Source organism: Stenotrophomonas sp. LGBM10, assembly GCF_046736075.1.
Classification (GTDB): Bacteria; Pseudomonadota; Gammaproteobacteria; order Xanthomonadales; family Xanthomonadaceae; genus Stenotrophomonas.
The window spans coordinates 4,183,815-4,200,700 of record NZ_CP177163.1 but is presented as its reverse complement, the minus strand read 5'-3'; the positions used below and the strand labels follow the sequence as shown (position 1 = coordinate 4,200,700).

Here is a 16,886-nt window from a genome sequence, read left to right as displayed (position 1 = left end):
GGGAGGGTCTCTACTTGGATTCGGAGGTGGACGCGGTGGCGGCAACGGCGGCGGCATACCCGCCGTGCCCATGCTCCAGCGAACGCGCGACGCGCCCGGTGGTGGTCACGCTGACACCGGTCAACTCATGGATTTCGCGATACGGCACGCCCTGCTGCAGCAGCGGGACCACCTTCCAGCGGTCCGACAGCGCCTCCAGCTCGGCCGGGGTGCACAGATCGCGCAGGAATGCGGTGACCTGCTCCGGGCTGGACAGCGCGGCGAAGGCACGGGCCAGGGCCGACAGGTCGGCCTGGGCATCTTTTTCACGGGGGATCGGGCGTAGTTTCATCGTATCAATGTAATAGCGCGCTAATACATTAGCGCAAACGAAGGAGTGCGGTCAAACGCCGCAGGACGCGGACCGGGAAGGATTCAGGTACGGGGTAGTGACGAGCGCAGGTCGGCTGGCCCTTGGAGCGTGGGTGTTCTGGGGGAGTGCGTTGGCGGATGGGAGAGCAGCCGACCAACGGTCGGCTCTACCGGCGGTGTCGTCGGGGTGCCGGTGGTGCCGGTGGTGCCGGGGGCGCCGGGGGTGCCGGGTGCCGGGTGCCGGGTGCCGGGTGCCGGGTGTCGGGGTGTCGGGGTGCCGTCGGGGTGCCGTCGGGGGGCCCGGAGTGTCGGGGCGCCGGGGTGCGTTGGCCGATGGGAGATCAGCCGACCAGCGGTCGGCTCTACCGGGGCGGGGTGTGCTGGCAGCGCACCTCGGCGCGCAGGGCGCCGCTGCGCAGGCATTCGCCGAACAGGCTGCCCTGTCGGCTGGGAATCGGCTGCAGGGCCTCCAGCGGGCCCGCCCGGCCGTCGCACGTCCGCGCGGCCAGGGCTTCCAGATCCAGCTCCAGCGGATTCCGCTGCGGTGGGGCCGGAAGGTATACGTGGCAGCGGTCGGCCACCAGCCGGTAATGCCCCGGGCCCAGGCGCTGGCTGTGCAGCGCCGGATCGCTCTGGCACGCAACCAGCAGGAGCGCCGTCAGCGCCCCTGCCGTGGCCCGCCTCACGGCATGACCTTGGCCTGCTCCAGTTCGACCTGCAGGGCGCTGGCCAGCTCCTCGCGGGCGACTTCGAACTGCTGCTCGCGCAGCAGGTCCTTGACCGCGACCACGCCGCGCGCCAGCTCGTCTTCACCGGCCAGCACCACGAAACGGATGCCCGCCTTGGCGGCGTACTGGAACTGCTTGCCGATCTTCTTCGGCTCCATCTGCACTTCGGCGTTGATGCCGCCGGCACGCAGGCGGCGCGCGATGTCCAGCGAGTCGGCCAGGCCGTTGTCGTCCATCAGCGCCACCAGCGCGTGCACGCTGCTGTCCTCGATGCCGGCGATCAGGCCCGCTTCGCGCAGCTGCCAGAACAGGCGGGTCAGGCCGATCGAGATGCCCACGCCGGGCAGGCGCGACTTGCTGTAGTGGCTGGCCAGGTCTTCGTAGCGGCCGCCCGAGCAGATCGACCCGATCTGCGGGTGGTCGGTCAGCGTGGTTTCGTAGACGGTACCGGTGTAGTAGTCCAGGCCGCGGGCAATGGAGAAGTTCAGGCAGTAGGCGGTGTCCGGCACGCCCAGCGCCTTGACCAGTTCCAGCACCTCGCGCAGCTCGGCCACGCCTGCCTTGAGCATGTCGCTGGCGGCCGGGTCGGCCAGCAGTGCATCCAGCTGCGCCAGCGCATCGGCGTGGCTGCTGGAGCGCACCGCGACAAAGGCCAGGATCCGCTCGACCTGCGCGGCCGGAATGCCGAAGCCCTCGCCCACCAGCGTGTCGCGCACATAATCCGGGCCGCGCTTGTCCAGCTTGTCCACTTCGCGCAGCACCGCCAGCTGGCGTTCGCCATCGGCCACGCCCAGGCTTTCGAAGAAGCCGCGCAGCAGCTTGCGGTTGTTCAACTGGATGCTGAAATCACCGATGCTCAGCTCGGCAAATACCGCGTGGATCACCGCCAGCACTTCGGCGTCGTAGCGCACGCTCAGGCTGTCCTTGCCGATCACGTCGATGTCGCACTGGTAGAACTCGCGGAAACGCCCGCGCTGGGCGCGCTCGCCGCGGTACACGCGCTGCATCTGGTAACGGCGGAACGGGAAGGTCAGGTCGTGCTCGTGCTCGGCCACATACCGCGCCAGCGGCACGGTCAGGTCGAAACGCAGCGCCAGTTCCGGCAGGCTCCTGTCGCCCGCTTCGGCCGCATTGGCCAGCGCGCCGGTGGACTGCACGAAATACACCTGGCGCTCGGTCTCGCCACCGGACTTGGTCAGCAGCACGTCGGACAGCTCGAACACCGGCGTCTCCACCGGCAGGAACCCGAACCGCTCGTAGTTGCGGCGGATGACGTCCAGCATGCGCTGGAACGCGATCTGCTCACGCGGCAGCAATTCCATGATGCCGGGCGGCGTACGGGGCTTGATCACTTGCGGGACTCCTGCGAAACGGGGGGATGAGCGAGCTGCATATTCTAGCCGCAGCCGGGCGGCGGCACCTCGCCCGGCGGGCACGGCCCGGGCCAACGACCGCATGACGTATCATAGGCAGGCCCCGCTCCCTGGTTCGACATGACCCGGCCCCACCCCGGTAACGCCCTCTCCGCCGTTGAAGACCCCGTTGCGCCGGGCTGCTCGCCGCTGCGCGACTGCCTGCACTGCTCGGTGCGCCATCTGGCGGTGTGCTCGGCGCTGGCGCCGGACGAGGTGCTGGCACTGGAGCGCGTGACCGTGTCGCAGCCGCTGCCGCTGGGCGCGACCCTGGCCCGCGGCGGGGAGCCGCGCCACCATGTCTATACCTTGACCGCCGGCGCGCTGCGCCTGGTCCGGACCCTGGCCGACGGCCGCCGCCAGATCAGCGGCTTCGTGCTGCCGGGCGACTACCTCGGCCTCAGTGGCAGCGACCACCACCGCTATGACATCGAGGCCATCGCCGACAGCCGCGTCTGTCGGGTTGCCCTGCCGCAGATGAAAGACCTGCGTGCGCGCTTCCCGCACCTGGAGCGCAAGCTGCTGCAGCGCGCCTGCCAGGAGCTGGATGCCGCCCAGGATGCCGCGCTCGCACTGGGCCGCCTGCAACCGGCGGAGAAGCTGGCCGACTTCCTGCTGCGCCTCGCCGCACGCGAAGCGCGCCTCGGTGGCGACGGGCAACGCGTGACGCTGCCGATGGGCCGCGGCGACATCGCCGACCACCTCGGCCTGACGATGGAAACCGTGAGCCGCACCTTCACCAAGCTGCGCCAGCAGGGCCTGATCGCCCTGCCCCATCTGAACACCGTCGAGATCCTCGACGAAGACGCTCTGCGCCAGTTGTCGGCCGACGAAACGTACTGACGTTACGGTTGCAGCAGCACCTCGCGCAATGCGGTGTAGTCCGGCGCGCAGGGTTCGGCACGGGCCGGCCGCTGCAGCAGCTCCGCCAGTGCGGGCGGCACGTCCAGCGCCTGGCCGATCAATGGCTCCACCACCGATTCGAACTTGGCCGGGTGCGCGGTCGCCGCCACCGCCCAGTCGCCTTGGGCCCCTTCCGCACGCAGCCGTTCCAGCAGGGCCACCGCCGTGGCGGTATGCGGGCAGAACACTTCGCCCGCCTGGGCATGCCGCCGCGCGATCAGCGCGCGGATCGCCGCGTCATCGATCGCCTCGGCACGAACGTCGGCCCGCAGCGCAGCGTCGTCATCGGCATACAGCCAGCGCAACCGCTCGAAATTGCTCGGCGCGCCCACGTCCATTGCATTGGCCACCGTCGCCACACTGGTGGCCGGCGCATAGTCGCCCCCGTGGAAGAAGCGCGGCAGCACATCGTTGGCATTGGTGGCCAGCGCGATCCGGCCCAGAGGCAGACCCATCGCCCGCGCCAGCAGCGCGGCCATCGCATTGCCCAGGTTGCCGGTAGGCACCACCAGGTTCAGCACCTGTCCGCTGGCGGCGTGGTGCTCCAGCGCGGCGTGCGCGTAATAGCTCATCTGCGGCAGCCAGCGCCCCAGGCTGATGCTGTTGGCCGAGCTCAACGGTACCTGCGCCTGCAGCGCGCGGTCGCCCAGCGCCTGCTTGACCATCGCCTGGCAGTCGTCGAACGACCCGGCCACGCGCAGGGTGCGGATGTTGTCGCCGAAGCACCCCAGCTGGTGCGCCTGGCGCGGCGATACCCGCCCATCCGGATACAGCACCACCACCCGGATGCCCGGTTGGCGATGGAACGCGGCCGCCACGGCGGCACCCGTGTCGCCGGAGGTGGCCACCACGATGGTCAACGGGCGGGCCTGGTCGCGTTGCAGCCGGGACAGGCTGGCGGCGAGGAAGCGTGCACCGAAATCCTTGAACGCCGCCGTGGGGCCGTGGAACAGCTCCAGCACGTGGTCGCCCGGCGTGGACAGCGCACGCAGCGGCGCCGGGAAATCGAATGCCTGCGCGCACAGCGCCGGCAGTGCGGCAGCCAGCGCATCGCCGTCGAAGTACGGAGCGAGCACCGCAGCAGCGTCCTGCGCCAGGCTGCCCTGCGCGCGCCATGCCTGCGGGCGGGGGCGCTGGGCGGGAACGTACAGGCCGCCGTCGGGGGCGAGCCCGGCGGCGATGGCCTGGCTCAGCGAAACAGCGGGGGCAGCATGACGGGTGGAAACGAAATTCATCGGATGTCCTGGGAATAGGTAAGGATCGCAGCGCTCACAGCAGGTGTGCGCCGGGCGCGTTCAACGGCGACACCCACGCCTGGCTGTCGAAACCGGCGTCGGCGAACGCACGTTGCACCGCCGCCTGTGCGGCCTGCGCCGCAGCCGCGTGTTCGAACCAGGCGAACACGCTGGGACCGGCGCCGGAAATGCTCGCACCCATCGCGCCAGCCGCCAGTGCGGCATCGCGTGCGGCGTGGAAGCCGCCGATCAGCCCGGCACGGCGCGGCTCCACCAGCACATCGCGCAGGCCGGCCCGCACCAGCGTCGCATCGCCGGTGTAACAGCCGCTGAGCACCAGCGCCAGGTTGGCGCTCTGCGCCACGAACTCCGACAGCGCATAAGAGCCCTGCAGGGCCGCGCGGGCGCGCCGGGTTTCCAGCACCGCCTCGGGATGCACCAGCAGGCTGTGCCACGCGGCCGGCACCGGCACCGGCACCAGCCGATCGGCCGTGCTCAGCACCAGCCCGCCCAGCAGCATCGGCCCGAGGTTGTCGCCGTGCCGGCCGCCGCTGGCCACCGCCTCGCCGGTCAATGCGAACGGATACAGCGCTTCGCGCGCCAGCGGCACCGCCAGCAGTGCGTTGGCCGCCACCAGTGCGGCCACGCACGATGCCGCAGAACCGCCCATGCCCGAGCCCAGCGCGATGCCCTTGTCGATCTCCACGGCAAAGCCGAACGGCAGCGCCAGCGCCTCGCGCAGCGCGATCAACGCGGCCCCGGCGGTGTTGTCTTCGGCGCGCAACGGAAGATCGAACGGCGTGCCACGGATGGCGGCGATGCGCACCTCCGGCGCCTCGATCCGGCGAACCGTCACGGTATCGCCGACGCCGGCAATGGCATGGCCGAGAATGTCGAAGCCAACTGCCGCGTTGCCGACCGACGCCGGTGCGAACGCGCGGGCCTGGTCCAGATCCGCCCTCACAGGCGCGCCCCTTCACCGGCCGCCACGCGCAGCAGGTCGGCGAACACGCCCGCCGCCGTCACGTCCGGCCCCGCCCCCGGCCCCTGCACCACCAGCGGATTGTCGCAGTAGCGGCGCGTGGTGAACTGCACCACGTTGTCGGTCAACCGCAGGCCGGCGAAGGCATGCCCTGCCGGCAGTTCGACCAGGCCCACCGACGCGCCCTCCGCAGACAGGCGTGCCACATAGCGCAGCACCGCACCCCGCTCCCGCGCCTGCGCCAGGCGCGCGGCGAACACCGCGTCCACCGCGTCCAGCCCGGCCATGAAGCCGTCCACGGTTGCCTGCCGCAGTGCTTCGGGCACCAGGCTCTCCACCTGCACCTGCGCCAGGCTCAGCTCGCGCCCGGCCTCGCGGGCGAGGATCACCAGCTTCCGTGCCACGTCGATACCGGACAGATCGTCGCGCGGGTCCGGCTCGGTGTAGCCCATGCCACGCGCCTGCTCCACCAGCGCCGAGAACGGCACCTGCCCGTCGTACATGTTGAACAGCCAGGCCAGCGTGCCGGAGAAGATGCCGTCGATGGCCAGCACTTCATCGCCGGTATCGACCAGGTCGCGCAGCGTGGTGATCACCGGCAGCCCGGCGCCAACCGTCGCTTCGTAGCGGAAGCGCGCACCGCTGGCGGCGGCCGCATCGCGGATGGCGTGGTAGCGCTCCAGTGGACCGGCGCCGGCCTGCTTGTTCGGGGTGACCACATGGATGCCGGCCGCCAGCCAGCCGGCGTAGCGGTCGGCCACCTCGGCACTGCCGCTGCAGTCGATGATCACCGCATGCGGCAGGTGCGCCGACAGCAGGTGTGCGGTGAAGGCGTCCAGATCGCTCGGCACGCCGCCGGCCGCCAACGCATCGCGCCACGGTCCCTGCAGGCGGCGCGGGTCCAGCAGCATGCGGCTGCGCGAAGCGACCGCGCGCAGCCGCAGGTCCAGATTGGCCCGGCCCAGCAGCGAGGCCTGCGCGCCCTGCAGCTGGTCCAGCAGTGCCGCACCCACGTTGCCGGGGCCGATCACGCCGACCGCGAAGGTCTGCGGGGACAGCCAGAAGCCGGCGTGCGCCGCGCGCAGCGCCTTGGTGGCGTGCCGGCTGTCCACCGCCACCGAGATGTTGCGCTCGGACGAGCCCTGCGCGATCGCCAGAATGTTCACCTGCGCGCGGCCAAGCGACTCGAACAGCCGCGCGGCAACACCGGGTTGCCCGGCCATGCCGTCGCCCACCGCGGCCAGCACGCTCACGTTGTCGGTGACCTGCACCCGCTGCACCTGCCCCAGCCCCAGCTCATGCGCGAACGCATGCAGCAGCGCATCGCGGCCGCGCGCCACTTCAGCCTGCCGGACCACGCAGCAGATGGAGTGCTCGGACGAGCCCTGCGAGATCATCACCACCGAAACGTGCGCGTTGCGCAACGCCGCGAACACGCGTTCGGCCGTCCCCGGCACGCCGATCAGGCCGGTGCCTTCCAGGTTCAGCACCGCCAGGTCCGGACTCAAGGTCAGGCCCTTGATCGGGCCGGACGCGGTGCGCTCGGCGGTGATCCGCGTGCCCGGATGATCGGGCCGGAACGTGTTGCGGATGATGATCGGCAGACCGCGTTCGATCGCGGGCGACATGGTCTGCGGGTGCACCACCTTGGCGCCGAAATAGGCCAGCTCGCAGGCTTCGTCGTAACTCAGCGCCTCCAGCTGCACCGCTTCGGGGACAACGCGCGGATCGGCCGACAGCACGCCGTCCACATCGGTCCAGATGTGCAGTTCATCGGCATTGAACAGCGCGGCGAAAATGGCACCGGAGTAGTCGCTGCCGTTGCGGCCGAGGGTGGTCACGCGGTCGCGGCGATCACGGGCGACGAAGCCGGTGGCGACCACGCGCGGCGCCGGATGCGCCAGTCGCCACTGCTGCAGGCGCTGCGCGCTCACGGCCCAGTCCACGTCCACGCCCAGCTCGCCGCGATCCACTACCAGCACGTCGCGCGCATCCAGCACCTCGCACGCCTCGCCGGTGGCCTGCAGGTAGTGGCCCAGCAGGTGCGCCGAGTAGACCTCACCCAGCCCCTGCACCCGGTCGAGCACCTCGGCGGGCAGCTCGCCGATCACCGCCAGTGCGCCCAGCACCTCGGCCAGGTGGTCGAAACGCGCGTCCAGCCATTCCACGGTCGCGCCGGCATGCTCGCCCAGCAGTGCTACCGCCGCACCGCGATGCCGCGCCCGCAGGTCGTGCCAGTGCTCGCGCCAGGACGGCGCGTTGTCGGCCGCCAGCCCCGCCAGCGCGATCAGGGCATCGGTCACGCCCTTCATCGCCGAGACCACGGTGACCTGGGTGGCCTCCTCGCGCGCCAGCAGCAGCTGGGCCACGTGGCGGTAGCGCTCGGCGTCGGCGACCGAGGTGCCGCCGAACTTGTGAACCACGGTCGCCGTCGCCGCACGCAACGGCGCGGCAGCAGCGGAGGCATCGGCGGAACGGGGTGGAACGGCGGCAGAAGACATGCTGACCTCGATTCGAGGCCCCGCGTCATTCAGGCTGAAGGCATCCCCCGCAACCTGATCTGGGTGCGGGGCCGTGGTTTTCGGAAATTACGCGAAGACGACGGGCCGCACCAGGCGAGTGGTGACGGTGGTAATGGTGGTGGTACCGGCGGCCATGACCGGGCGACCCGCAAAGGCGGGAAGCGACGTCAGGGCGGTAGCGGTACGCAGGTCCATGCGGCAAGAAAACTACGCCGGCCCCGGGGCTGTCAAGTGCTGCGTTGCAAAAAAACCGATGCAGCCAACGCCACGCAACCTCGGCGAAACGGTTGCGAATGTGACCATCCTTGCAGCGCGCGGCCTGCCGGTCAGCCGGCGTGCTCGGCCACCGCCCGGGGCGGCCGATGCGCGTGTGCGCACAACAGCACGCCGGACACCAGGCAGATGATCGCCACCGTCTCCATGTGCGTGGGCCAGCGTTGCTGCCAGGCGAATCCGTAGAGCAGCGCGAACAGGGTTTCGAACACGATCATCTGCCCGGTGAGCGTCAACGGCAGATGCCGGCTCGCCCGGTTCCAGCACGCATTGCCCAGCACCGAGGCCACCACCGCCACACCGGCGCTGATCAGCCAGAACAGGCCCCACTGTGCCGGCGGGTGCGCGGGCGTGCCGGCGAAGAACGCGGTGGGCACCAGCAGCAGGGCCAGCGCACCGGTGGCCACGCCGGTCAGCAATGACCAGTCGTGGCCGCTCAGGTCGGGGCGGCGCGCCAGCCAGCGGCTGTTGCCGATCGAGTACACCGCCCACGAGAACAGTGCGCCGATCGCACACAGCAGCCCGAGCAGACGCTGCGTGGTCGATCCCTCCGCGTGCTCGGCCTGCAGCGCTTCGTAGCCAACCAGCGCCACCCCGCACAGGCACAGCAGCAGCGCCGGTGCCAGCCGGCGCAGCGGCACCGCGCCCTCCTCGCGCACGCCCGCCAGGGTCACCACCACCGGAATCAGGCCCACGATCAGCGAGGCCGCTGCGCCACCGGCCCACTGCACGGCCGTGGCCAGCAGCAGGAAGTAGACCAGGTTGCCGGCCAGGCTCAGCCACAGCAGGCCACGCCATTCGGCCATGCCCAGCCGCCCGCGCAGCTGCCGCCAACGGGGCGCAAGCAGCACCACCGCGATCAACCCGTAGACCAGGTAGCGGCCTGCCGACAACTGGTCGGCACGGAAGCTGGCCAGCATCGCCGGCGCCAGAAACACCACGCCCCATAACGCGCCGGCTGCGATGCCATTGGCGATACCCCATCCGATCGATCTATTCATGCGCCTGTGCCGGCCCTGCAGGTTCTGGACGCGGCAGTGTAGGCAAGGCGCCCCTGCCCGTCTTGACCGGAACTACTGCCGCGCGTTGCGCCGCACGTCGGTGGGGGTCACGCCGCACTCGCGGCGCAGCGCACGGGTCAGCGCGCTCTGTTCGGAGTACCCCGCCTGCACCGCGATCTGCGCGATGGGCAGATCACTTCCGGCCAACTGCGCCCGCGCCCAGCGCAGCCGGCTGGCCGCCACCCACGCCTGCGGGGTCAGGTCGAACGCTTCACGGAACAGCGCGTGCAGCCGGCTGCCGCTGACGCCGGCCTGCGCCGCCATGCGCGCCACCGGCCAGGCCTGCCCGGGCTGCGCGTCGATGCCGGCGCACAGCGCATGCAGGCGCGCGCGCCCACCGGCCCGCCCGAACGACTGCAGCAGCAGCGGCAGACCGCGCTGCGCCAGATCGGCCGCCACCTGCCCCTGTGCATCGGCTTGCGCAACAGCCGTACGTACCAGCCCACGCACCGCCCCGGACACGGCCAGCCACGGCTGCCGCTGCCAGTGCTGCAGGTCGTCGTCGTCGAGCAGGTTCACCGGGCAGTCCACGATCAGGAAGCAGTTCTCGCCGCGGGCGCTCTGCGCGTGACCCGCACCGGGCACCACCGTAGCGCCCAGCAGGCGGTCCAGCGTGGACCCGCGCCCTTCCAGCTCGAACGCCAGGTCACCGCATACCGGCAACACCCATTGCAGGTAGTCGTGCCGGTCCACGTTCGAGGTGGCACCGTAGCTGCGGAGGTGGAAGGTGGGCGCGACAGACATGGGGACGGCGACGGAGGGCGGCACGATCCAGTGTGGGCGCGGCGGCGGCTGGGCGCAAACGGCAGCGGTGCGGGCTGGGCCCGATGCTATATAGTCGGGCGGCCATTCATTCAGGTGCCACGATGCAGTTCCATGCCCTCAGTGAGCATCCCGAATGGATGCCCCTCCTCGCCCGGTGGTACTTCGACACGTGGGGGTGCCATGTGCCGGGACGCACGCTGGCCGATGAGCAGCAGCGCCTCGAAGTTTTCCTGCAATCGGACGAACTCCCTCTGCTGCTGGTGGCCGTGGAAAACGAGGTGCCGGTGGCCGCCGCGCAGCTGAAATTCCACGAGCGCACCGAGCGTCCGGAGCGCCAGCATTGGCTGGGCGGGGTGTACGTTGCGCCATCACACCGTGGCACCGGTCTGGCGGCAACGCTGATCGAAGCGCTGGTAGCGCGGGGCACGCCGTTGGGCGTACGCGACCTCTACCTGCAGACCGAGGTCGACGACGGCGGCCTGTACGCCCGGCTGGGGTGGCAACCGCTGGAATCGACCCGCCACGCCAGTGGCGTACCGGTCCGGATCATGCATCGTCCGCTGGGTGCGGACGCCGGCTGAGGCCGGATCAGCGGAAGCGCACCGGCTGCGGTGCCGGGCGATCGGCCAGCGAGCCCAGGGTGAAGGTGTAGCCGGCCTCTTCGAGCAGTTTGCGCATGCGCAGCTCGGCCCGCTTGGGATATGCCAGCGAGGTTGGCGCGTGCAGGGCATAGGAGGTGGACTTGCCCGGCAGCGATTCACGCGATACCGAGGACTGGTTCGTCTCGCACGCATTGGACCACAGATCCATCAGCGCCTTGGGTCCGATGGATTGATTGTTGCCAAGACGAAGCGTCAGCCAACGCATGTGTTCCATAGGGGATCCAAAACGGTCTCTGGTTTTGAGTATGCACCAATTCCCCACCCCCCGTACGCCACCGTCGGTGGTGCCCCGCTATCCGCTTTCCGACAGTCGTTCTTCATGAACACGGGCCAGGGACAGGATTCGGACGGACGGTAGTTGCAACGCGTCGCGCAGCGCCGCACAGTGCGCCACGCCGCCCCCGCGGCCACCCCTGGATACCACGCGTCGCCATGCCCGCCACTGCCCACCAGCAAGCGGAATTCCAGTTCGCGCGCGAGTCGCTTGCCCGGCTCTGGCGCAGCGAGGTGCGGCTGGCCGAACGCTGGGCGCGCTACGACCTGATCCGTGAGCATCTGGTGCAGCAGTGGCCGGCCGAGGCCACCCGGATCGACTGCATGATGCTGGACTGGGTCTGTGCGCTGCGCCATCCGGAACCGGCTGCCGATCCCTGCAGCGCTCGCGCCGGCCCGAACTGCGCGAAATGAAAAACGCCCCGGCAGGCCGGGGCGTTTTCGTTGGGCGGGCCACCGTGTTAGACGGCGGCCTGCCGCGCGGTCAGCGCTTCATCGCGTGCTTGCGGTCGCGCATCACGGCATGGCACTCCTGCACCTGCGGCAGCAGGCGCTGCACCTGGTCGCGCGCGGCCGGCGGGGTGTCTGCATCGGTGAGGGCATCCTTGAACGCCTTCAGCAGGCGATCTTCGGACTCCTCCAGCTCGGCGACATAGCCGTACTGCGTGTCGCCCAGCGTAGCGCGCACCTTGCCGTAGAACTGCTGCATGCTGCCGACGAACGTGCCGTGGTCGGCCGGTTTGCCGCCGGCGGCCAGCACCGTCGTGCTCAGCGAACGGACGATCTCGTCCTTGACGCCGGCGATACGGGTGAAGAGCGCCGCAAGCTCGGCGTCTTCGACCTTGCCCGCCGCTTCGGTGTAGAACGCCTTGCCGTCGCGGGCAATTTCGATGAGGTCGTTCAAGCTGTGCGTGGTCTTCGATTCAGTAGTCACTGCGGTGTACTCCAGTCTGTTCCGGGAAGCCCGTGGTGTTGCTCGGGTGGACTGACTTTTCCGCATTGCAGATGATGCCCGCGTGACACGAAAATCCTGCGATTCAGCCACGTCATCGCATCGTCTGGATGATGTTCACGCGGCGTGCCGGAAGCGTGTTCGCCGCCTCCACGCAGCGGCGAACACGGGGTGTTCCAGCGCGCGGACTACAGGCCGCGAAGGCCCAGCGCGGACACCCGGCCAAACGGCATCACGGTGAGCCTGTCGCAGTTGCCCGGGCCGGCGCCGGTCCACTTGCCGGACTTGACGATGCCGAAGCCGGAGTTCTGCCAGAACACGGCCGCTCCACTGTCGCCGCCCGTGCAGGACAGTGCACTACCCTCCACCCGCACCCAGTCCGGGTTGCAGACGATGCTCGCCCCGCAGGTTCCTTCCGGCACATGCGTCACCGACACCACCTGGCCACAGCTGTAGCCGGACACCGCGCCACGAAAGCACAGGTTCGAGTCCTCCATCGGTGCCGCATACATGAACATGATCGAGCGCTTGCCGTACTCGCTGTTCGAGCTGCCGAACACTTCCTGGGTAACGCTGTGCGGCGCCGGGATGGTGTGCCACTGCACGTCATGACTGCCGTCGAAAATGGCGTTCTGGAAGGTCAGCGGGAAGGTCACCTTGGTGTTGTTCTGGGTACTGCCGTAGTTGCCGTAGATCAGCGCGTCCGGACAGTGCGCGGCGGTGATGATGCCGCGGGTGTTGGTGGCCTTGTGCAGCACGGCAAAGCCGGTGGTGCAGTAGTCATTGTTGTTCTGCAGTACCGCGCCACCGCTGGCATTGGAGGCGTTGCTTTCCCTGCCCTGCGAGTGCTCCAGTTCCACCTTCAACCCGGATACGCGCTCGATCTTCGGCAGCACCCGCGCGTACCGGGCCGCTTCGTCGGCATTGCCTTCGATACTCACCACCACGCGGTTGTCGCTCGCAAAACCGGTGATGCCCGATACGCCCGGAATCAGGCTGCGGATCAAGGGGGCGGTGTCCTTGATCCGTGTGCGGAACTCCTCCTGGGTGAAGGCGCGTCCGACACGGAATTCCACCCGGGTCTCGCCGCTCGCCGTGCGGATCACCCGCGAGGGCACCGGGCGATCGCCTTTGAGATCCACGCGGATGTACTGGTCGGGGGCGTGCATCAACCGGATCGCGGTAAACCGCTCGGCGAACTCGCCCTGGAGATTCTCGCTGAACGGGGCGAGCTCGGTCTGGACCTGCAGCCGGCGTACGGCCTCGTCCATCGTCACCTGATCGTGGCCGGCCATGTAGGCCTTCACCGCCACCGCCAGTTCCTCGTCCGTTTCGGCGTCCTGCGCAGCGACCGCACCCGACCCTGCCACACCCGCCACCATCAACAGCCATGCCATCCTTTTCATCTGCAGTCCTCTCATGATGTTGTCATGAGGCCCACGGCGCCGCCGCGGGCCTCGTGAAACTGCACCTTCATGTGCAGCAGAGAGAACCTATCACTCGCACAAGATGTGAAATGGGGCATCAATTGCAAAACCGGCGTTCGCGTCACGCAGGCACCCACGCCCAACAGCGCGTACCATGCCGGCATGAACACACCCGATCCAGACCGCAGCGCGCCGCGCCTGCTGGGCTTCGACGTGCCCGATCTCCAGGCCGATGTCGATCCTGCGGAAGACGAGGCCATCACCGCGATGCTGGATGTCGAACCTTCGGCACCGTGGCTTCTGGTCTTTCACCGCCAGGTGGAAGCACTCAAGGGTGAGCTCGGTCTGGCCGGCGTGCTGATGTCGGGCACGACGATCCGCTTCTACGGCTCGGTTGCCGACAGCCGCCGCCTGGCCAATGAGGTTGCCCGGCTCATTCACGACGTCACCGCCGAACTGCGCGGCAACGACCGCACGCGCGCCGACGCACACGCCCGTCGCGATTAGGCGGCCCGCCTCCGCATTGCGTGCGGGGCCGGCGGGTGCTCGCCGGGGGGTTCTTCGCGCGGGGGCTGGTCAGGCTGCGGATCGCGCTCGGGAGGCACTTCGTTCGGCGGCTCACGCGCTGGCGGGTCCTGCCGGATGGGTTCTTCGACCGGGGCCGGCGGCGCGGTCGGTGGCTGGCCGGGTTGCGGCACCTGCGCGACGGCATGTGGCCCGGCACGGACGTGCGCATAAGCATCGAGGGCGCGCATGCGCGGTACTCCTGCAGAAAGAAGCACCGAGCATGGCCCTGGCGATGTCAACGAAGGGCGAGGACACGCATCCGGCCGTACACTTCCCCGATCACCCCGCGGGACGTCGACCATGCGCAGAGCGCTGCTCACCCTTGGACTGCTCGTGTCAGCCGGCGCATCGGCGGCCCCGCCGGCTGCACCGGACCTGACCCCTCTGGCATGGTTGGCCGGCTGCTGGGCGCGCGACGGCGCCGACGCTGGCAGCGGCGAGCAATGGAGCACGCCCGCTGGCGGGACGATGTTCGGCATCGGCCGCACCGTGAAGGGCGGCCGCACCGTCGGTTTCGAGTTCATGCAGCTGCGCCGGCAGGACGACGGCGCGCTGGTGTTCATCGCCTGGCCCGGGGGCCAGGACCGCACGGCGTTCCGGGCGATCCGGATCAGTGCGGAGGAAGCCCGCTTCGAAAACCCCGACAACGACTTTCCCCAGCGCGTGATCTACCGCCGCGACGGCGATGCCCGGCTGCTGGCGCGCATTGAAGGGGCTATCGGCGATGCCGGCAAGGCCGTGGATTTCCCCATGACCCGCGTTGCCTGCGACACCGCGCCGTTGCCGCGCTGACGTCGCGCCGGGGACTCAGTCCAGGGCGGTCAGTGTCAGCTGCATCATGGTCTCTTCCGAAGGCGCGCTGTAGTCGAGCGCATAGCGCAGCTCGACCCGGAACATATCCTCCGACGCGGTCAGCCGGGTGAACCGTGCGGTGCCCGACCAGGCATCCACGCCGGTGTTGCCCAGGTAACCCACGATGCGCTGCCCCTGCAGGCAGCTGAGCGTGCGGTTGACGTTGTACTCCATGAACTCGGTGGACGTGTTGTCCATCAGCCAGGCGCAGAACCGCGTGGCCGCGAGGTCGCCCTCGCCATGCGTGCAACGCTTGTAATGGTTGACCATCCAGACCCCACCGCGGACCAGCTCCACCGAGCTGGATTGTCCGGGCGACAGCCCCTCTCCCCACGCATCGATCTGCGCGCACACCGCGTTGTCCGATGCCCTCGGACCCGTCGCGCACGCCGCCAGCAGCAGGCAGGCCGCACCCAGCACACCGCCATTGAATCGGATCATGAGCCACTCCCTGACCGGATCGGGGAAGAGTGCCACGCCCGGCCCCGAATGCAACCGCGCTATCATTCCGGCCGATTCCGTCGCCCGCAATGCACAGGCCAGGTGGCCAGGGAGCGCGGCGGCAATACAGGGGGCACCATGAAGAAGTACGCAATGATCGCAGGCCTGATGCTGAGCGCATCGGTGGCAGTGGCAGACGAAGGCGAGCGCTGGCTGACGATCGGCGAGGCATCCGGCGGCACGACCTTCGCGGTCGACCGGCAGACCCTGCAGGCGCGCGGCGATGCGGTCACCGCGTGGGTGAAGTTCACCTACGCCGGCCCACCACCCGCCGGTGTCCCGGCGGATGCCGGCTACATGAACACGCAGCTGCGGTTCCAGTGCGACGCCATGACAGTGGCGATCCTGTCGATGGTGGTCTACTCGCCAGACGGCAGGCACCTGGCCGACACCCACTCCCCGTCACCGCCCTCGCCCATCATTCCGGACAGCGTGAACGAGCGGATCTGGTCGGTGCTCTGCAAGGCGTGAGGCAAGGCCCGCAGGGCGCGGCTCAGCGCTGGCGCATGCGGGTCAGGCTGGACACCGTGCCGTCGTTGCCCACCATGCACAGATGGCGTCCGTCGGCATAGTCGACGATGACTTCCATGTAGCGCTCACCGACCGGCACCTGGGTCACCAGCGTACCGTCCTCGCCCTTCCTGGCATTGCAGGCGGCCAAGGCGTTGCCACCGCCAGCGGCGGCAGACGAACGCGTGGGCGCAGACGTATTGCGGAATACCGCCCGGCAACCACCACTCACCCACACCGAGTGACGCGAGAGCCCCCATGTCTGCCCCTCGACGCAGCGGCTGTGGCTGAGCTGCCGATCAACGATCACGGTGCCGCGCGTGTTCATGTCGCAGGACGTCTGCCGCTGATCGTCCGACTCGCAGGTCACCTGATTGGGCAGGTTGTCATCGTCCCCGTCATCGCGGCGCGCGTCGTCGTGGTGACGATGCCCCGGTGCCGTGGCGCCAGTGGCGGTGGTTACCTGGCACACGCCGTTGGCGCCGTCCCTGCCGGTATAGGACACCTGCGCCGATCCGTCCGCACCGGTGCTCAGCGACACCTTCAGCCCGCTCCTGTCGTCGCGCGCCTCGTAGTAGGTATCGCTGAAACGCTTCAGCACCGCCTCGCGCCCTTCCACATAGACCGGCCCGCCCTCGTCGGCATGGATCTGCACGCCACCCGGGCATTCGGCATTCACCCTCGGGATCGCGGCATGACTGCAGAACGGCAGCATCAGCGCACCCACCACCACGGGAACGGCAAGCATCCGACCAATGGGATACGACATCGGCGACCTCCTCGACGCGCGGGATCGCGCCGGTCGAGTGTGTGATCCGACGCGGGGCATGTCCATAGGCATGAAGATGGTGACCCCGGCCCGATTCGAACGGGCGACCTTCTCCTTAGGGGGGGGGGCGACCCGCCCATA

General features: G+C 69.4%; 19 protein-coding genes. 6 read left to right on the top strand and 13 right to left on the bottom strand.

All coding sequences use genetic code 11. The features are described 5' to 3' along the window. Window positions 1-10: 10 nt before the first annotated feature. The 3 genes from ACLB90_RS18555 to hisS all read right to left on the bottom strand — a co-directional run bounded on the left by ACLB90_RS18555 (window position 11) and on the right by hisS (window position 2,431). On the bottom strand, window positions 11-331 hold the full coding sequence (locus tag ACLB90_RS18555; protein WP_411850829.1) for a YerC/YecD family TrpR-related protein: 321 nt from the start codon (window positions 329-331) through the stop codon (window positions 11-13). Window positions 332-713: 382 nt separating this feature from the next. Continuing rightward, complete coding sequence (locus tag ACLB90_RS18550) at window positions 714-1,037, bottom strand: hypothetical protein (protein WP_411850828.1); 324 nt, start codon at window positions 1,035-1,037, stop codon at window positions 714-716. Beyond that, the gene (hisS, locus tag ACLB90_RS18545; RefSeq protein ID WP_411850827.1) at window positions 1,034-2,431 is read right to left on the bottom strand and encodes a histidine--tRNA ligase; all 1,398 of its coding nucleotides are present in this window, start codon (window positions 2,429-2,431) and stop codon (window positions 1,034-1,036) included. The genes ACLB90_RS18550 and hisS overlap by 4 nt, the downstream gene beginning before the upstream one ends. A gap of 141 nt (window positions 2,432-2,572) precedes the next feature. Here hisS and ACLB90_RS18540 point away from each other — a divergent pair, with 141 nt between their 5' ends. Then, window positions 2,573-3,334: a helix-turn-helix domain-containing protein gene (locus ACLB90_RS18540; RefSeq protein ID WP_411850826.1), complete on the top strand. Its 762-nt coding sequence runs from the start codon at window positions 2,573-2,575 to the stop codon at window positions 3,332-3,334. Between the two features lie 2 nt (window positions 3,335-3,336). Here the strand turns inward: ACLB90_RS18540 and thrC are convergent, their stop codons facing one another. The 5 genes from thrC to ACLB90_RS18515 all read right to left on the bottom strand — a co-directional run bounded on the left by thrC (window position 3,337) and on the right by ACLB90_RS18515 (window position 10,211). Next, window positions 3,337-4,629, bottom strand: a complete 1,293-nt coding sequence (gene thrC / locus ACLB90_RS18535; protein ID WP_411850825.1) for a threonine synthase — start codon at window positions 4,627-4,629, stop codon at window positions 3,337-3,339. 34 nt (window positions 4,630-4,663) lie between these two features. Further along, window positions 4,664-5,593 (bottom strand): homoserine kinase, encoded by a 930-nt coding sequence (locus ACLB90_RS18530; RefSeq protein ID WP_411850824.1) that lies wholly within the window; start codon window positions 5,591-5,593, stop codon window positions 4,664-4,666. Continuing rightward, the gene (thrA, locus tag ACLB90_RS18525) at window positions 5,590-8,112 is read right to left on the bottom strand and encodes a bifunctional aspartate kinase/homoserine dehydrogenase I (RefSeq protein WP_411850823.1); all 2,523 of its coding nucleotides are present in this window, start codon (window positions 8,110-8,112) and stop codon (window positions 5,590-5,592) included. Before thrA ends, ACLB90_RS18530 begins: the two co-directional genes overlap by 4 nt. 347 nt (window positions 8,113-8,459) lie before the next feature. Then, complete coding sequence (locus ACLB90_RS18520; RefSeq protein ID WP_411850822.1) at window positions 8,460-9,407, bottom strand: DMT family transporter; 948 nt, start codon at window positions 9,405-9,407, stop codon at window positions 8,460-8,462. A gap of 72 nt (window positions 9,408-9,479) precedes the next feature. Beyond that, window positions 9,480-10,211 (bottom strand): helix-turn-helix domain-containing protein, encoded by a 732-nt coding sequence (locus tag ACLB90_RS18515; protein WP_411850821.1) that lies wholly within the window; start codon window positions 10,209-10,211, stop codon window positions 9,480-9,482. Window positions 10,212-10,369: 158 nt separating this feature from the next. Here ACLB90_RS18515 and ACLB90_RS18510 point away from each other — a divergent pair, with 158 nt between their 5' ends. Next, window positions 10,370-10,813 (top strand): GNAT family N-acetyltransferase, encoded by a 444-nt coding sequence (locus ACLB90_RS18510; RefSeq protein WP_411850820.1) that lies wholly within the window; start codon window positions 10,370-10,372, stop codon window positions 10,811-10,813. A gap of 7 nt (window positions 10,814-10,820) precedes the next feature. Here the strand turns inward: ACLB90_RS18510 and ACLB90_RS18505 are convergent, their stop codons facing one another. Further along, window positions 10,821-11,108: a hypothetical protein gene (locus tag ACLB90_RS18505; protein WP_017356220.1), complete on the bottom strand. Its 288-nt coding sequence runs from the start codon at window positions 11,106-11,108 to the stop codon at window positions 10,821-10,823. Window positions 11,109-11,326: 218 nt separating this feature from the next. Between ACLB90_RS18505 and ACLB90_RS18500 the strand changes: the two genes are divergently transcribed. Next, window positions 11,327-11,581 carry a hypothetical protein gene (locus tag ACLB90_RS18500; RefSeq protein ID WP_411850819.1) on the top strand — a complete coding sequence of 85 codons (255 nt, stop codon included), beginning with the start codon at window positions 11,327-11,329 and terminating at the stop codon, window positions 11,579-11,581. 70 nt (window positions 11,582-11,651) lie between these two features. On the opposite strand, the gene ACLB90_RS18495 is transcribed toward ACLB90_RS18500, so the two are convergent. Beyond that, entirely contained in the window at window positions 11,652-12,101 is a 450-nt protein-coding gene (locus ACLB90_RS18495) for a PA2169 family four-helix-bundle protein (protein WP_017356218.1), read from the bottom strand. A 206-nt stretch (window positions 12,102-12,307) separates the two neighbouring features. After that, window positions 12,308-13,525 carry a hypothetical protein gene (locus ACLB90_RS18490; protein WP_411850818.1) on the bottom strand — a complete coding sequence of 406 codons (1,218 nt, stop codon included), beginning with the start codon at window positions 13,523-13,525 and terminating at the stop codon, window positions 12,308-12,310. Between the two features lie 105 nt (window positions 13,526-13,630). Here ACLB90_RS18490 and ACLB90_RS18485 point away from each other — a divergent pair, with 105 nt between their 5' ends. Together ACLB90_RS18485 and ACLB90_RS18480 are read left to right on the top strand one after the other, a co-directional pair. Next, the gene (locus ACLB90_RS18485) at window positions 13,631-14,053 is read left to right on the top strand and encodes a hypothetical protein (RefSeq protein ID WP_411850817.1); all 423 of its coding nucleotides are present in this window, start codon (window positions 13,631-13,633) and stop codon (window positions 14,051-14,053) included. Between the two features lie 360 nt (window positions 14,054-14,413). After that, a complete protein-coding gene (locus tag ACLB90_RS18480) occupies window positions 14,414-14,905 on the top strand; it encodes a DUF6265 family protein (protein ID WP_411850816.1) in 492 nt (163 codons plus the stop codon). 15 nt (window positions 14,906-14,920) lie between these two features. On the opposite strand, the gene ACLB90_RS18475 is transcribed toward ACLB90_RS18480, so the two are convergent. After that, window positions 14,921-15,406 carry a hypothetical protein gene (locus tag ACLB90_RS18475; RefSeq protein ID WP_411850815.1) on the bottom strand — a complete coding sequence of 162 codons (486 nt, stop codon included), beginning with the start codon at window positions 15,404-15,406 and terminating at the stop codon, window positions 14,921-14,923. Between the two features lie 138 nt (window positions 15,407-15,544). Between ACLB90_RS18475 and ACLB90_RS18470 the strand changes: the two genes are divergently transcribed. Beyond that, complete coding sequence (locus ACLB90_RS18470) at window positions 15,545-15,937, top strand: surface-adhesin E family protein (RefSeq protein WP_411850814.1); 393 nt, start codon at window positions 15,545-15,547, stop codon at window positions 15,935-15,937. A 22-nt stretch (window positions 15,938-15,959) separates the two neighbouring features. Here ACLB90_RS18470 and ACLB90_RS18465 read toward each other — a convergent pair whose 3' ends face one another. Beyond that, window positions 15,960-16,745 (bottom strand): DUF3011 domain-containing protein, encoded by a 786-nt coding sequence (locus ACLB90_RS18465; RefSeq protein WP_411850813.1) that lies wholly within the window; start codon window positions 16,743-16,745, stop codon window positions 15,960-15,962. Window positions 16,746-16,886: the final 141 nt, after the last annotated feature.

Excerpts from the sequence above, each read along its gene's own strand:
- thrA (WP_411850823.1), bottom strand. The coding sequence starts at position 8,112 with ATGTCTTCTGCCGCCGTTCCACCCCGTTCCGCCGATGCCTCCGCTGCT.
- ACLB90_RS18555 (WP_411850829.1), bottom strand. The coding sequence starts at position 331 with ATGAAACTACGCCCGATCCCCCGTGAAAAAGATGCCCAGGCCGACCTG.
- ACLB90_RS18510 (WP_411850820.1), top strand. The coding sequence starts at position 10,370 with ATGCCCCTCCTCGCCCGGTGGTACTTCGACACGTGGGGGTGCCATGTG.
- ACLB90_RS18490 (WP_411850818.1), bottom strand. The coding sequence starts at position 13,525 with ATGAAAAGGATGGCATGGCTGTTGATGGTGGCGGGTGTGGCAGGGTCG.
- thrC (WP_411850825.1), bottom strand. The coding sequence starts at position 4,629 with ATGAATTTCGTTTCCACCCGTCATGCTGCCCCCGCTGTTTCGCTGAGC.
- ACLB90_RS18520 (WP_411850822.1), bottom strand. The coding sequence starts at position 9,407 with ATGAATAGATCGATCGGATGGGGTATCGCCAATGGCATCGCAGCCGGC.
- ACLB90_RS18505 (WP_017356220.1), bottom strand. The coding sequence starts at position 11,108 with ATGGAACACATGCGTTGGCTGACGCTTCGTCTTGGCAACAATCAATCC.
- ACLB90_RS18480 (WP_411850816.1), top strand. The coding sequence starts at position 14,414 with ATGCGCAGAGCGCTGCTCACCCTTGGACTGCTCGTGTCAGCCGGCGCA.
- ACLB90_RS18465 (WP_411850813.1), bottom strand. The coding sequence starts at position 16,745 with ATGTCGTATCCCATTGGTCGGATGCTTGCCGTTCCCGTGGTGGTGGGT.
- ACLB90_RS18470 (WP_411850814.1), top strand. The coding sequence starts at position 15,545 with ATGAAGAAGTACGCAATGATCGCAGGCCTGATGCTGAGCGCATCGGTG.
- ACLB90_RS18500 (WP_411850819.1), top strand. The coding sequence starts at position 11,327 with ATGCCCGCCACTGCCCACCAGCAAGCGGAATTCCAGTTCGCGCGCGAG.
- ACLB90_RS18515 (WP_411850821.1), bottom strand. The coding sequence starts at position 10,211 with ATGTCTGTCGCGCCCACCTTCCACCTCCGCAGCTACGGTGCCACCTCG.
- ACLB90_RS18540 (WP_411850826.1), top strand. The coding sequence starts at position 2,573 with ATGACCCGGCCCCACCCCGGTAACGCCCTCTCCGCCGTTGAAGACCCC.
- ACLB90_RS18475 (WP_411850815.1), bottom strand. The coding sequence starts at position 15,406 with ATGATCCGATTCAATGGCGGTGTGCTGGGTGCGGCCTGCCTGCTGCTG.